Raw genomic sequence first — 13,150 nt, 5'->3', positions numbered from 1 at the left:
CGTTCACGGACTTCGGGGGAAAACTTGTTCTGCTTGCTCATAGTGGCTCCATTCTCTCAAAGGTTGGAGCCTCCGCAAAACCCGGGGCGATTCACGACTGAGTGCTTTTGCGTGGCAATTTCGATCTGTTCGTACCGGACTTGCGAGCCTTCACCTTCGCTGTAGCCGAAGAAGTCGTCGAGCACTTCGCTGCGGGATGCGGGTTTGGTGTCGAGGATCATAAAGGCGAGGACGTCTGCCACAATCTCCTCGTCGCGAGATTCCCTCACCTGCTCTTTTGTCAGGACACCCTGCTTGATCCAAAACATCTCGTCTACGTCAATGCCGTAATCGAGATCCTTGTTCGTTATCGAGATCTTCTTCATCTCATTCAGTGGCAGTTCGTCGGACGACGAAACGTCGCCCCGAACCTTGGAGGCGATGTACCGCACGGCCTGCGCGAAGTGGCCGGTGCTACCAGCGATGCGAAGTTCCTGACGCGAGAGCTTCCGACCACCCGAGTTAATCCGTCGGAATACCTCATCGACTTCACCGTCGCCTGCAAACTCGTAAATTGACAGCGGAATAGTATATGAAGCAATCGCCACGCAGGCCTCGCGAGATAGAACCGGCTCGCGCTGCTTTATCTTACCCGCATCCAGCAGTGCCTTTGTTTCCGCCATCGTGTTCAGATCGAAAAATACTCCGTCAACGGCGTACTCGTTTTCAATATATCCAAAAATGGCATTCAATCGCTGCATGCCATCGATAATCTCGAAAAGGCCCTGATCACTCATTCCCTTGCGTTCGGCAAGCAGTACGATCGGAACTGGGTAGCCAGACCGCAGTGAATCGATGAACCGGCGTTTCTCGTCAAGTGTCCAGACTAATTTGCGTTGATAACGGCGATTGACCATGTATTGTCGAGCTAAGTAGTTCCCGAACACCCTCTCAACTGACTCGCCCTTGACCGTCAGATCCTGCCTACTTTGCTGTGTGTCGATCATTAAAATTCTCACAAAATAAACTCTAGATTAACCAATTCCGGCCTGCGCCAAGCTGAAAAGATTTTCGTAGAATATTTTCTCATAACAACCAATCCAGCTGAGTCGCCCTTGGTACTAGTGGGTGCACGGCTAGATCACAGCTTTTTTAGGCTCTCGCATCTGGAACTCGCGCTACATGAAGGACCGCATTGGGTCGAAATCAGACTTTGAACCGAGGAAGCATCATACAGTCCGAGGCTCATATAGGCTCATTGTGCGGTACAGGCTCTCCAGCACCTTGCCATCGCCCAATGGCCTGGGCTACACGCTTTTCTATAGACTCCAATCCGCCGTCAACAAGATCAGACCGGATCATGAAATTCAGGAAGTCGCCTCCAGGCCTGGCGCATAATGGCAAGAACGCTGGTCCTTGCTCGTCCACGAGATCCTGCACCCGCTTGAAATTGGGGCGCGTCGTATGCCAGTAAACGGCGCCATGCTGTTCCAGGTCTGCGCACAGCGCTTCGATATTCACTGGATCTTCGTGAAAGCAAATACGCACTGGAACTCCCCAATCCAGAATCCAAGATCGCCGCGAGCCGCCGCATCAGCCAATCAGAACCTGATGCGTGAAACGCTACAAAGACTTTAATCCACCATCAATCCCGCGAAAACGGCCTTCCCGAGAAATCTACCGTCACCAGCGTCCCATCCATTCTCCCCATGCCCGGCGAATTGATGGGCATGCCGGGCACGGCGATGCCCTTGACGTGCGGCCGTTGCAGCAGCTTGTTGATGGCGGAAACGGGAGCATGACCCTCGATCAGCTGACCGGTACCATCCACGACGGCGGTATGGCAGGAAGCCAGCTTGCCGGGCACGCCCAGCTTCTGCTTCAGGCTGCCCATGTCAGGGGTGATGATGCTGTTGACGGCGAATCCTTCTTCGCGCAGGTAGTCGATCCAGGCGGTGCAGCAGCCGCAATAGGGGTCATGATGTACCGTCAGTGCGGGGCCGGAGGCCAGGGCAGGGATGTGCAGCGCTGAAATGAGGGCGGCGAGAAAGAGGTGGCTTGGCTTCATGAGGCTGTGATTCCTGTATCGAGTGATTGGGTTTCGTCCGCGGCCTGCCTTGGCAGGCTGTCCAGCCAGGCATCCAGGGCGGGGCGGCTGCAGGGCAGTTCGTAATCGCTGCCGCCGATGAAGTGGCGCCATGCGCCGAGGTAGCGGTCGGTCACGACGAGCAGCAAGGGGATGCCGGCGGACACCAGGTCGATGATTTCGGCGCAGAATCCGCCGCCCTCGGCTTCGCTGGTGCCGAAGCGGTTGATGACGGCCAGGTCGGGCCGGGTGCCGAGCGCGTGGCGCAGTTCGTCGCCGGCGCTGGTCAGGGCGATGGGGTTGAGGCGGCATCCGCGCGTGTCCTTGCCCCGGCTTTGCATGATGGCGTGGCGCTCGCCGGTGTGCAGGTTCTCGACGATGGTGTTCTTGGATACCTGGCCGGGTTCGGCAGCCAGCGGGACGGAAACCAGGCCCCGGATTGTCCAGCCCGCATTCTTGCGCTGGTGCAGGGCCTCGTAGAGCATGGCGTCCGCACGGACGGTGTCCGTCTGCACCAGTGCGGCAATGGTCGTGCTTGTATTCATGGGATGACACTGAAGACTGAAAGCGGCGCCGATGTATTATCGGCAATATCTTGCTTGAATTATGGAGGCTCGCGCCCTGGAATGCCAGCCGGAATACCGGGCATTCTTGAGAATTGTCATTGGCCGGGCAGGGAATTCTGGCCAATAATGGCAATCAATCGCAATAACCGGCCGCCGTTACCGGTCGGGACGAATCCCATATGCAAGGAATCTTCATGAATGCCCCAACGCATTTCCGTCGCCGCCGCCAACTGATCGGCGCGGCATCCGCGCTGCTGGCGATGCCGCTGATGCCGGCGCGCGCCGTTGCGGCAGCCAGCAGGAAAACGCTGGTGCTGGCCGGCCCGCAGGCCAGCGTATCGTTTCCCTTTCTGCACATGATCGACAGCGGCGCCCTGGCCGATGTCGCGGACAAGGTGGAGTTCCGGGTCTGGTCCAATCCGGACCAGCTCAGGGCGCTGGCCATCGAGGGGACGGCGGATTTCATCGCCGCGCCGTCCAATGTCGCGGCCAATCTTTACAACCGCGGCGTTCCCGTCAAGCTGCTGAACATCTCGGTCTGGGGCATGCTGTGGCTGGTGTCGCGCAATCCCGATTTCAAGACGCTGGCCGATTTCAAGGGCCAGGAAATCGCCATGCCTTTCCGGGCAGACATGCCGGATATCCTGTTCAGCCTGCTGTCGCAAGGGCAGGGGCTGGATCCCGCCAAGGATTTCCGCCTGCGCTATGTGGCAAGCCCCATGGATGCCATGCAGTTGCTGATCACGCGGCGGGTGGACCACGCCCTGTTGGCCGAGCCGGCCGTGTCGATGGCGCTGCGCAAGACGCAATCGTTTCCTGTATCCATCATCGCTCCCGACCTGTATCGCAGCGTCAGCCTGCAGGACGAATGGGGGCGCGTATTGCAGCGCGAGCCCCGCATTCCCCAGGCGGGCATTGTGGCGCTGGGGCAGGCGCGCCAGGATGCGGAACTGCTCGACAAGGTGCAGCAGGCGTATGCGGCTTCGCAGCGCTGGTGCTATGAAAACCCCGACGACTGCGGCAAGCTGGCGGCATCCCATATCGAGATGTTCATCCCCGAGGCCGTTGCCGATGCCATGCGTGTGTCGATACCGCATTATGCGACGGCAAGCGAGGCCAGGCCTGAGCTCGAGTATTTCTATCAGGCGCTGCTGGACCGCCAGCCAGGCCTGGTGGGGGGCAAGCTCCCGGACGATGGTTTCTATGCCTAGTTTTTCCTGAGGCCTTTGGCGGGTTGGCGCGGCTCGCGTAGTATCCTGTCGTCTTTCGTTTTCACTCATGATTTTTCTTCAGGCAACCATGCGTCATATCCGTGCCATGCTGGCTGCGACGCTGTCCTACCTATGGAGCGGCTTCGGCGCCATTGCCAGCTTGCTGCTGTTCTGCGCGCTGTGGGAATGGGGCGGACAGGTTTACGGCGACCTCATCCTGCCCGGGCCCATGGCGACTTTCGCCCAGCTCGGCGATATGCTGTCTTCCGGACTGGCGCAGCCGCAGCTGCAGATTTCGGCGCGGCGCGCGCTGTCCGGCCTGGGCGGGGCGCTGCTGGCAGGCAGCGTGTTCGGCATCCTGGCGGGGCGCTCCCTGACGGCCGCCATCGTATCCCGTCCTTTGGTGACGCTGCTGCTGGGCATGCCGCCCATCGCATGGCTGGTCCTTGCCATGCTGTGGTTCGGCATGGGCGACGCTACGCCTGTGTTCACGGTATTCATCGCCTGTTTCCCGGTCGTGTTCGCGGCCGGAATGCAGGGCGCGCGCACGCTGGAAAACCAGCTCAGGGACGTGGCCCGCGTGTATCGGCTGTCCTGGCGCATGACCCTGACGGACGTGTATCTGCCGCATGTGGCGTCCTATCTTTTCCCGGCCTGGATCACTGCGCTGGGAACCTCATGGAAAGTGGTCGTGATGGCCGAGCTGCTGACGACCGCCGATGGAGTGGGCGCCGCGCTGGCGGTATCGCGCGCGCAGCTGGACACTTCGACCTCGATGGCCTGGATCGTATCCGTGCTGGGGCTGCTGCTGGCTGTCGAATACTTGTTCCTGGAGCCGCTGAAGCGCAAGGTGGAGCGCTGGAGGCCGCCGGCATGAATGCATTGCATATCCGTCACCTGACGCACCGCTATGGGCTGGAAGACGTGCTTTCCAATGTGTCCCTGGACCTCTACGCGGGAGAAACGCTGGCGCTGGTCGGCCCGTCGGGCTGCGGCAAGAGCACGCTGCTGCATATCGTGGCGGGCCTGCTGACGCCTTCCGAGGGCAAGGTGGTCTCCGGCTTCAAGGGGCTGGGCTGCATGTTTCAGCAGCCGCGCCTGATGCCGTGGAAGACGACGGTCGACAATATCGCGCTGGGCCTCAAGGCATTGTCGGTGCCCGCGGCCGCGCGGCGCCGCCAGGCCGCGGCGCTGGCGCTGCGGCTGGGCCTGGAGGAAGACGATCTGCAGAAATACCCGCACGAGCTTTCGGGCGGCATGCAGAGCCGCGTGGCCCTGGGGCGCGCCCTGGCGCTGGCGCCCGACCTGCTGTTGCTGGACGAGCCTTTTTCCGCCCTGGACATTGGCCTGAAGCTGGAGCTCTACGGCCTGCTCAGGGAGCAGGCGCAATCGCGCGGCAGCGCCATCCTGATGATTACGCACGATCTCATGGAGGCAGTGCGGCTGGCGGATCGCATCGTCATGATGGCGGCGGATCCCGGTCGCCTGGTGCGCGAGTTCAAGCTGGCCTTGCCCCAGGCGGTGCGCACGGACAGCTGGATCTACCAGACCACGGCGGAACTGATGCAGGTGGAAGAGGTGCGCGTGGGATTCGGCCTGCAGCCGGGCAATCTGGCCTCGTTGACCGTGCTGAATGAGGAAGCGCCGCACAAAGGATGCCGTATATGAAGCTGTGGGACCATCCTTTGTTTCAATGCGGCTTCCGTCCGTTCTTCGTGCTGGTCGCCGTCAGCGCCTGCGTTTTCCTGCCGCTCTGGCTGCTGGTTTATCTGGGGGCGGCGAGCGGTCTGGCAGGAATGGAACCGCCGGGCGGCTGGCTGCTGTGGCATGCGCACGAACTGATCTACGGGTTCGGCATGGCGGCCGTCGCCGGATTCCTGTTGACGGCGGTCCCGGAGTTCACTGCATCGCCGGCGGTTGCGCGCCGCCACGTGTTTGCGCTGGCGCTGCTGTGGATGGCGGCCCGGCTGGCCTATCCGGCGGCTGGATGGCTGCCGGCGGGGGTGGGCATCGCGCTGGCGGCGCTCTGCAATCTGGCGCTGTTCGCGGCATTGCTCAGGCAACTGATTCCGCCCGTATGGCGGGATCCCGATCGCAAGCATGTCAGCTTCGCCTGGTTCAGCGGCGCGCTGATGCTGCTGCAAGCCGCCTTTTTCCTGTCCCTGTGGCTGGGGCTGGACGCCATGGCCTGGCTGCGCGCGGCGGTCGGCATCATGATGGTGCTGATCGTCCTGGCCGGCAGCCGGGTGTCGATGAGCGTGGTCAACCGGCAGGTTGAGGCCGCGCGTCCGGGAGCGCCGGAACTGGATGAAGAGGTGGGCTACCTGGCCCGTCCTCCCCGGCGCTATCTGGCCATTTTCATGATCAGCCTGTGCAGCCTGGTGGAGCTCGTGCATGGGCAGGACAGCGTCACCGGCTGGGTGGCGCTGGCTGCGTCCGCGGCCATGCTGAACCTGCTCAATGACTGGCACATCGGCAAGCCGCTGTTCACGCGCTGGGCGCTGATGCTGTACGCCAGCTACTGGCTGGTCGCGCTGGGCTACGCGGCGATGGGCCTGTCCTGGCTGGGGCTGGCCGGCGTGCTGCCGTCGGCGGGCAGGCATTTGCTGATGGCGGGCGCCATGGCGGTGTCGATCTTCACCATCATGAACATCGCGGGCCGGATTCACGCCGGCCGGTGGCTGGATTACCGTCCCTGGGTGCCTGTGGCGGCATCCCTGCTGGTGCTTGCCGCCCTGGTTCGCTTGCTGGCGGGCGCGCACGGCTTGCTGCACCTGATGCCCCAGTTGCTGTGGCTGTCGGGAGGGCTATGGACGGGAGCGTTCCTGATCTATCTGCTGCATGCCTGGCCTGTGCTGGCCAGGTCCAGGCCCGACGGGCTGGAGGGCTGCCAGGAACCGGTCGTGGAAGGAGAGGAGCCCCGTAAAGGGTGCTGACTCCATCGATGCTCAGTGCAGATTGCAGCAGTCGAACAGGCTTTCGCCCAGGTTGGCGGAAGGACGCTTGCTGTGGAAATCGATGTCGGGCAGGGGAAGGTCCACTTCCTTGCACAGGCCGTCGATGTCCAGCAGCACCAGGGTGCGGTTGCGGCCTCCGATGTAGCCCGCGCGCTTGAAGCTGCTCAGGTGGCGCGAAAAGGTTTCAGGGGTGATGTTCAACTGGCGGGCCAGCACGTTCTGGCTGGACGGCAGGGTCAGCCATGCGGAGCCCTGCTGCATGTAGATATCCAGCAGATAGGTCACCAGGCGCTGCGCGGAATTGCCTATCGTCAGCAGATCGATGCGGTTGACCGCCTGGGCGACGCGCGTCGACAGCATTTCCAGCAGGCACATGGCGAATTCGCTGGAGCGGCTGGCGGTCTGCAGCAGGTGCTCACGGGCGATGCGATAGAGCGTGGCAGGCTGCTCGGCGTACGCGGAAAGCGGGTAGTGGCACGGGTTGGCGAACATGATGGTCTCGGCGATCATGTCGCCGGCATGCAGCGTGCGGAAGACTTTTCCCTCTCCGTTGTAGGTAGGGCGATACAGGATGATCGCTCCGGATTCCACCCAGAAGAAATAGCGGGCCGTCTCCCCCATGTGGAAAAGGTGCTGGCTGGTGTCCAGTGTCATCTTCGAGGCGCCCTTGGCCAACTCGACGAACAGCGCCGGATCCGCCTTGGCGAAGGCCGGCGAGGCGGAAAAGGCTTTGTAGAGCAGCGCCTGTTGCATGTTCGTGTCTGTCCCGGGGCCGGATGATACAGCTTGGCTTTGAATCGCAAATGAGAATTAATTCATAGTTTAACCGGATTGGGGCGTCGTGTCCGGCATCGGATGTGGCGGCAAAAAGGCAGTATGCGGGAAGGGCGGCAATTTCTCCGGGCATGCCTGTATGCACGGTATGGGTATTTGGCGCGCCTTCTTTATTTGTTTTGGAAATAAGCAACGGAAAAACAGTTGGTTCCCTTTTGCCGGGCCGCCCGGCACCATGGAGCTTGGCCGTATTTCGGCAGTTGTGATCAGGAAAGCTTATGAGCATCGAAGTCAAGAATCTCTCCCGCCGGTTCGGGAATTTCCAGGCGCTGGACAATGTGTCGCTGCATATCGATACCGGCGAACTGGTGGCCTTGCTGGGGCCTTCGGGTTGCGGCAAGACGACATTGCTGCGCATTATTGCCGGCCTGGAAACGGCGGATTCCGGCAGCGTGCTGTTCGCCGGCGAGGACGCCACGGGCGTGCATGTGCGCAAGCGCCAGGTGGGCTTCGTTTTCCAGCACTATGCGCTGTTCCGGCACATGACGGTCTTAGAGAACGTGGCGTTCGGGCTACGCGTCAGGCCGCGCAGCCAGCGGCCGTCGGAACAACGCATTCGCGACAAGGTCCAGGAACTCCTGCAGCTCGTCCAGCTCGACTGGCTGGCGGACCGCTATCCCTCGCAGCTCTCCGGCGGCCAGCGGCAGCGTATCGCGCTGGCCCGCGCCCTGGCCGTCGAGCCGCGCGTGCTGCTGCTCGATGAGCCGTTCGGCGCGCTGGATGCCAAGGTGCGCAAGGAGTTGCGCCGGTGGCTGCGTCGCCTGCATGACGAGCTGAACGTCGCCAGCGTGTTCGTGACGCACGACCAGGAAGAGGCGCTGGAAGTATCCGACCGTGTCGTGCTGATGAACGCGGGCCGCATCGAGCAGGTGGGAACGCCGCGCGAGGTCTGGGAGTCTCCCGCCACGCCGTTCGTGTACGGCTTCCTGGGGGATGTCAATCAATTTACCGGTGATCTGGACAACGGCGTCCTGCATGCCGACGGCATCACGCTGCCTGCGCCGGAATACCGCTCATTGCGCGAAGCGCGGGGAACGGCCTATGTGCGTCCCTACGATATCGATGTGTTCCGCAAGCCGGTTTCCAGCGAGGATGCGCAGGGATTCCCCGTGCGCCTGAGCCATGTCTACATGGCGGGCGCCAGCGCGCACCTGGAACTGCTGCAGGAAGAAACGGGCAGGATCATCGAGGCGCAGCTGCCGGAAGAGCAGTTCAGGCAACTGGCGCTGAAGGATGGGGAGCATCTTCTGGCCAGGCCGCGCCGCGTCCAGATATTCGCCTCGCAGTGAGTGCTCGCGCCAGGGCTGCGCTCCGTTCCGGGCTCGGCCGCAAAAGCTCCGCCGGATAAAACACTGCCGCGCACAAGGCGCGGCAGATGCCGGGGCCTGCTGGTGCGGCGCAGGCAGGCCGGGGAAGGTGCCCGTTATTGCTGAAGCGCTTCGACGGCAATGGTGATGGTGACATCGTCGCCGACGCCGGGCGCGAATTTGCCGGCGTTGAATTCCGAGCGCTTGATGGCGGTCTTTGCGTCCGCGCCCAGGGCTTCCTTCTTGAGCATGGGATGCGGCTTGGCGGCGAAGCCGGTGATTTCGAAGCTTACCTGCTTGGTGACGCCCTTGATGGTCAGGTCGCCATCCACCGATACCGGCTTGTCGCCGTCGAAATTGACTTTCGTGGACTTGAAGGTCGCGGTCGGATGATTGGCGGTGTCCAGGAAGTCGGGACCCTGGATGTGGCCGTTGAAGGCCTCGTTGCCGGTTTCCACCGAAGTGGTGTCGATGGTGATGTCGACGGAGCCCGTCTTGGCTTCCTGGTCGAGGACGATGGTGCCGGAGGTGGATTTGAAGTTGCTCAGCTGCGTGCTCAGGCCCAGGTGGCTATAGGAGAACCGGGCAAAGGAGTGTGAGCCGTCGACCGTATAGGTGACGGGTGCGGCCATCGCGGAGGCGGCGATGCCGAGACTCATGGCCGCGGCCAGGGACAGTCGGGTCAAGGGTCGGATCATGGATGGTCTCCTGTGGAAGGGAAGTGGATGAAGATCAGGGTTCGTCAATAGGCCGGAGCCGATCGACAAGCCTCAGGGGGTTGCCGTCAGCTGGAAATCGATGGTCACTTCGTTGGCGACGATGTCGAATGTGGACCAGGATCCTTCGCCGATGGAAAAGTCGCCGCGCCGGATCGTGAAGCTTCCGGTAAAGACGCCTTTGCCGTCCTGTTCCGTGAAGGTGGCGGGCGCAATGACGGGGTGCGTGGTTCCTTTGATGGAAAGATCGCCGGCGACTTCATACTTGCCGCCGCCGAGGTCCTTGATTTCGCGGGATTCGAATCGGGCCTGAGGAAATGCCGCCAGGTTGAGCCATTCGTTCTTGGCCAGTTCCTCGTTGGCGTCGTCAGTGCCGGCGTCCACGCTGCCCAGATCGACTTCGATGACAGCCTTGCCCTGTCCGGGCTGGGCCGGATCGAAGGCGAGTTCGCCGGTGAATTTCTGGAATGTGCCTTCCAGGCCGACGCCCATCTGGGAATACTGGAAGTCGATGCGGCTGTCGCCTGCAACGATATTGGCATAGGTGGCGGCCTGCGCGCCGAAGGGCAGCGCAATGGCCAGCGCGAATGCGTGCAATGGGAATTTCAAGTCATTTCTCCTTGTCGGTACGGCATAGCATGCGGGAAAGCAGGTCGTCCCTGTCCAGGAACTGGTGTTTCAGGACGGCGAGGACATGCAGGCTGATACAGGCGATCAGCGTCCAGTTCAGGAAGACGTGCACTTGCGTCAGCAGCCTGCCCATCTCCCTGTCGCGGGAAAGCAGGTCCGGCAGTGGAAGGATGCCGAACCACACGGTCTGGAACCCTTGGGCGGAACTCATCAGCCAGCCGGACAGGGGGATGGCCAGCATCAGGCCGTACAGCAGCCAGTGGACGGCATGCGCCGCCAGCCTGGCCCATGGCGGCATGCTGGCGGGCAGCGCCGGAGGGCGATGGGAAAGCCGCCACGCCAGCCGGAAGCAGACCAGCAGGAAGATCGTGACGCCGGCCCACTTGTGCCAGGAAAAGAGCTTCAGCTTCTCGGGCGAAAGCGGCAGGCTTTGCATGTAGAAGCCCAAGGCGAGCATGCACAGCAATGCAAGGCCTATGAGCCAGTGAAGAAGAATGGCGGTCGCGGTGTAGCGTGTCTGCATGGCGGCGGGAATGGTTTTTCTTGCTGTTCCGTGTCGTGGCGCCGCAGAGTCTTCGCGGCACGGGTAACCCGGATTTGATTCGCGTTTATGGATTTGGTTCCCGGCGGCATGCCGGAAGCCGGCCAATTTTTCGAAGCGCCGCATGACAGAACGCGAAAGCAAGGCGAAGCGGCCTCCTGCGCGGCGATCCGACTCCTTAAAATGCTGTATATTTACACAGTATTTTAAGAATGACGGAGGCGATCCGTGAGTGATCACGACATTGCATCGCTACAGCATATTCACCCGACTCTGTGGCGTGCTTCCCAGCTTTCCCGCGCTCAAGGCCGGTGCGTCGAGACGGGTTTTGCCGCGCTTTCGGCGGAACTGCCCGGCGGAGGCTGGCCGTTGGGCAACTTGATAGAAATGCTGGCTCCACAGCACGGAATCGGCGAAATGCAATTGCTGCGTCCCGCGCTAGGCAATCTGGGCGGACGCTCCGTGATGCTGGTGCAGCCCCCGTATACGCCGCAGATCGCCGCCTGGGCGAACTGGGGCTGCGCGCCGGGCTGTCTGCGGTGGGCGCAGGCCCGTCGCCCGGCCGATGCGCTGTGGGCCGCTGAACAGGTGCTGCGCAGCGGCGTCTTCGGTGCGTTGTTGCTGTGGCAGGAGCGCGTCCGCAATCAGGCCTTGCGGCGCTTGCAGCTTGCCGCGCAGGAAAGCGACACGCTTTTTGTCCTGGTGCGTCCGGTGGCCGCGGCTGTCCAGGTCTCGCCTGCGCCATTGCGCCTGGTGCTGCGGCCTGGCCGGCGAGGGCTGGACATTTCAATCCTGAAGCGGCGCGGCGCTTCGCACTCTGGCCTGATCAGTCTGCATTTTTATCCCGACGTCCGATTCCCCGAGTTTGATCATGCGATTATGGATAGGCGTGCACTTGTCGCACGCGAGCCTGGACACGCAGTGCCCGACCTGGCGCATTGAGCCGGTCGTCGTGCTCGAGCACGATAAAGCCAAGGCCGTTTCTCCTTGCGCCGAGGCGGCGGGAGTGAAGCTGGGCATGCGTCGGAGCGGCGTTGGCGCATTGTGCCCGGCTGCGGTGCTGCTGCCGTACGATCGTCACAACGAAAAGCGGGCGATGGACGAGGTTTCCCTGGCCCTTTTGCAGTACACGCCGGAAGTCGCCCTGTCGGACGACAATACCTTGCTGCTCGACGTGTCCGCCAGCCTGAGCCTGTTCGGCGGCGTGCGCCGGCTCTTCCGGCGCGTGCAGGCCACCCTGAAGGGCATCGGCTTTGCCGCACGCATTTCCGTGGCCCCGACCGCCGGCGGCGCCTGGCTGCTTGCCGCGCGCCCATGCCGGTTGCGGCGGGCGCTGCGCTTGTCTACGTTGGCCAGGCGCCTGAACGCGCTGCCTTGCGGCTATCTGCCCGCAGCCAGGCCTTATTGCGACTGGCTCGATGGAATCGGGTGCGCTACGGTGGGTTCGTTGCGGGCGCTGCCGCGCGCCGGCCTGCAACGGCGTACCGGCAAATCCGTTCTGCATGCGCTGGATGCGGCCTACGGCCAGGCTCCCGAGGTATTCGACTGGATCGTTGCTCCACCGGAGTTCAGCGGCCGCATTGAACTGATGGAGCGCATCGAATACGCTGAAGCATTGATTTTCGCGGTTCGACGATTGATCGAACAGTTGTGCGGATGGCTGGCGGCGCGCAGTCTCGCGGTCGTTCGGGTGGTGTTCGAACTGGGGCATGAGCGCGGCCGCCATGCCCGTCCGGCCACCGGGATCGCATTGGCGCTGGGAACTCCGACTTGGCATGCTGACCACCTGCTGCGGCTTCTGGCCGAACATCTGCATCATCTCGTCCTGCCGGCCCCGGTCATCGAAGTGCGGCTGCATGCCGCCGACACTGAAGCCAGGAGGGCTGCGCCTGCGGATCTGTTCCCCGATCCCGGCGGCAGCCCGGAAGACGAGCAGAGATTGATCGAGGTGCTGATGGCGCGCCTTGGGCGAGAGAACGTCCGGCGGCCCAGTCCTGTTGCGGACCACCGCCCCGAGATCGCCAACCGCTGGGTTCCCGTCGACGAAAAGCCGAAGATGGCCTCTTGCATCCAGGCAGCCGAACGGCCGTTCTGGCTGCTGGATGAACCGGTGGCGCTCCCCGTCAAGGGACATCGGCCTTTCTACGGTGTTGCGTTGCATGTCGTGCGCGGACCCGAGCGCATTGAGGACGGATGGTGGGCCGGCCTTGCCTTGCGCGACTATTACATAGCCCAATCGGAAAGCGGCGCCCGCTATTGGCTGTACCAGGAGCGCGGCAAGGATACGGGCTGGTTCCTGCATGGCCTGTTTGCGTGAAGACTC

Annotated in this window: 15 protein-coding genes; 8 read left to right on the top strand and 7 right to left on the bottom strand. The window is 62.5% G+C overall.

The features are described from left to right. Positions 1-56 precede the first annotated feature (56 nt). On the bottom strand, positions 57-986 hold the full coding sequence (locus tag EV686_RS15580; RefSeq protein WP_132477867.1) for a DUF262 domain-containing protein: 930 nt from the start codon (positions 984-986) through the stop codon (positions 57-59). A 409-nt stretch (positions 987-1,395) separates the two neighbouring features. On the opposite strand from EV686_RS15580, the gene EV686_RS15575 reads away from it, so the two are divergent. Continuing rightward, the gene (locus EV686_RS15575) at positions 1,396-1,617 is read left to right on the top strand and encodes a hypothetical protein (RefSeq protein WP_132477866.1); all 222 of its coding nucleotides are present in this window, start codon (positions 1,396-1,398) and stop codon (positions 1,615-1,617) included. Between the two features lie 7 nt (positions 1,618-1,624). Here EV686_RS15575 and EV686_RS15570 read toward each other — a convergent pair whose 3' ends face one another. Continuing rightward, positions 1,625-2,047: a DUF411 domain-containing protein gene (locus EV686_RS15570; protein WP_132477865.1), complete on the bottom strand. Its 423-nt coding sequence runs from the start codon at positions 2,045-2,047 to the stop codon at positions 1,625-1,627. Beyond that, positions 2,044-2,610 (bottom strand): DUF2478 domain-containing protein, encoded by a 567-nt coding sequence (locus tag EV686_RS15565; RefSeq protein ID WP_132477864.1) that lies wholly within the window; start codon positions 2,608-2,610, stop codon positions 2,044-2,046. Before EV686_RS15565 ends, EV686_RS15570 begins: the two co-directional genes overlap by 4 nt. A gap of 215 nt (positions 2,611-2,825) precedes the next feature. Between EV686_RS15565 and EV686_RS15560 the strand changes: the two genes are divergently transcribed. The 4 genes from EV686_RS15560 to EV686_RS15545 all read left to right on the top strand — a co-directional run bounded on the left by EV686_RS15560 (position 2,826) and on the right by EV686_RS15545 (position 6,778). Beyond that, on the top strand, positions 2,826-3,842 hold the full coding sequence (locus EV686_RS15560; protein WP_132477863.1) for an ABC transporter substrate-binding protein: 1,017 nt from the start codon (positions 2,826-2,828) through the stop codon (positions 3,840-3,842). A gap of 88 nt (positions 3,843-3,930) precedes the next feature. Next, positions 3,931-4,719 (top strand): ABC transporter permease, encoded by a 789-nt coding sequence (locus tag EV686_RS15555; RefSeq protein ID WP_132477862.1) that lies wholly within the window; start codon positions 3,931-3,933, stop codon positions 4,717-4,719. After that, the gene (locus tag EV686_RS15550; RefSeq protein WP_132477861.1) at positions 4,716-5,510 is read left to right on the top strand and encodes an ABC transporter ATP-binding protein; all 795 of its coding nucleotides are present in this window, start codon (positions 4,716-4,718) and stop codon (positions 5,508-5,510) included. The genes EV686_RS15555 and EV686_RS15550 overlap by 4 nt, the downstream gene beginning before the upstream one ends. After that, entirely contained in the window at positions 5,507-6,778 is a 1,272-nt protein-coding gene (locus EV686_RS15545) for an NnrS family protein (RefSeq protein WP_132477860.1), read from the top strand. The genes EV686_RS15550 and EV686_RS15545 overlap by 4 nt, the downstream gene beginning before the upstream one ends. 12 nt (positions 6,779-6,790) lie before the next feature. Here the strand turns inward: EV686_RS15545 and EV686_RS15540 are convergent, their stop codons facing one another. Next, positions 6,791-7,552: a Crp/Fnr family transcriptional regulator gene (locus EV686_RS15540; protein ID WP_132477859.1), complete on the bottom strand. Its 762-nt coding sequence runs from the start codon at positions 7,550-7,552 to the stop codon at positions 6,791-6,793. A gap of 299 nt (positions 7,553-7,851) precedes the next feature. Between EV686_RS15540 and EV686_RS15535 the strand changes: the two genes are divergently transcribed. Continuing rightward, on the top strand, positions 7,852-8,922 hold the full coding sequence (locus EV686_RS15535; protein WP_132477858.1) for a sulfate/molybdate ABC transporter ATP-binding protein: 1,071 nt from the start codon (positions 7,852-7,854) through the stop codon (positions 8,920-8,922). Positions 8,923-9,056: 134 nt separating this feature from the next. Here EV686_RS15535 and EV686_RS15530 read toward each other — a convergent pair whose 3' ends face one another. The 3 genes from EV686_RS15530 to EV686_RS15520 form a co-directional block, all read right to left on the bottom strand. Then, on the bottom strand, positions 9,057-9,638 hold the full coding sequence (locus tag EV686_RS15530) for a YceI family protein (protein ID WP_207901818.1): 582 nt from the start codon (positions 9,636-9,638) through the stop codon (positions 9,057-9,059). 72 nt (positions 9,639-9,710) lie between these two features. Beyond that, positions 9,711-10,265, bottom strand: coding sequence for a YceI family protein (locus EV686_RS15525; protein WP_132477857.1), 555 nt, complete (start codon positions 10,263-10,265; stop codon positions 9,711-9,713). Between the two features lies 1 nt (position 10,266). Further along, the gene (locus EV686_RS15520; RefSeq protein ID WP_132477856.1) at positions 10,267-10,809 is read right to left on the bottom strand and encodes a cytochrome b; all 543 of its coding nucleotides are present in this window, start codon (positions 10,807-10,809) and stop codon (positions 10,267-10,269) included. 261 nt (positions 10,810-11,070) lie between these two features. On the opposite strand from EV686_RS15520, the gene imuA reads away from it, so the two are divergent. After that, positions 11,071-11,769: a translesion DNA synthesis-associated protein ImuA gene (imuA, locus tag EV686_RS15515; RefSeq protein ID WP_132477881.1), complete on the top strand. Its 699-nt coding sequence runs from the start codon at positions 11,071-11,073 to the stop codon at positions 11,767-11,769. After that, positions 11,699-13,144, top strand: a complete 1,446-nt coding sequence (locus EV686_RS15510) for a Y-family DNA polymerase (RefSeq protein ID WP_132477855.1) — start codon at positions 11,699-11,701, stop codon at positions 13,142-13,144. Before imuA ends, EV686_RS15510 begins: the two co-directional genes overlap by 71 nt. Positions 13,145-13,150: the final 6 nt, after the last annotated feature.

The sequence above is a fragment of the Paracandidimonas soli genome, from assembly GCF_004342005.1.
Taxonomy (GTDB): domain Bacteria; phylum Pseudomonadota; class Gammaproteobacteria; order Burkholderiales; family Burkholderiaceae_B; genus Paracandidimonas; species Paracandidimonas soli.
Note: the sequence above shows the minus strand (reverse complement) of the source record. Positions and strands in the feature narration are given on the sequence as shown.

Excerpts from the sequence above, each read along its gene's own strand:
- EV686_RS15580 (WP_132477867.1), bottom strand. The coding sequence starts at position 986 with ATGATCGACACACAGCAAAGTAGGCAGGATCTGACGGTCAAGGGCGAG.
- EV686_RS15570 (WP_132477865.1), bottom strand. The coding sequence starts at position 2,047 with ATGAAGCCAAGCCACCTCTTTCTCGCCGCCCTCATTTCAGCGCTGCAC.
- EV686_RS15565 (WP_132477864.1), bottom strand. The coding sequence starts at position 2,610 with ATGAATACAAGCACGACCATTGCCGCACTGGTGCAGACGGACACCGTC.
- EV686_RS15560 (WP_132477863.1), top strand. The coding sequence starts at position 2,826 with ATGAATGCCCCAACGCATTTCCGTCGCCGCCGCCAACTGATCGGCGCG.
- EV686_RS15555 (WP_132477862.1), top strand. The coding sequence starts at position 3,931 with ATGCGTCATATCCGTGCCATGCTGGCTGCGACGCTGTCCTACCTATGG.
- EV686_RS15550 (WP_132477861.1), top strand. The coding sequence starts at position 4,716 with ATGAATGCATTGCATATCCGTCACCTGACGCACCGCTATGGGCTGGAA.
- EV686_RS15545 (WP_132477860.1), top strand. The coding sequence starts at position 5,507 with ATGAAGCTGTGGGACCATCCTTTGTTTCAATGCGGCTTCCGTCCGTTC.
- EV686_RS15540 (WP_132477859.1), bottom strand. The coding sequence starts at position 7,552 with ATGCAACAGGCGCTGCTCTACAAAGCCTTTTCCGCCTCGCCGGCCTTC.
- EV686_RS15535 (WP_132477858.1), top strand. The coding sequence starts at position 7,852 with ATGAGCATCGAAGTCAAGAATCTCTCCCGCCGGTTCGGGAATTTCCAG.
- EV686_RS15530 (WP_207901818.1), bottom strand. The coding sequence starts at position 9,638 with ATGATCCGACCCTTGACCCGACTGTCCCTGGCCGCGGCCATGAGTCTC.
- EV686_RS15520 (WP_132477856.1), bottom strand. The coding sequence starts at position 10,809 with ATGCAGACACGCTACACCGCGACCGCCATTCTTCTTCACTGGCTCATA.
- EV686_RS15510 (WP_132477855.1), top strand. The coding sequence starts at position 11,699 with ATGCGATTATGGATAGGCGTGCACTTGTCGCACGCGAGCCTGGACACG.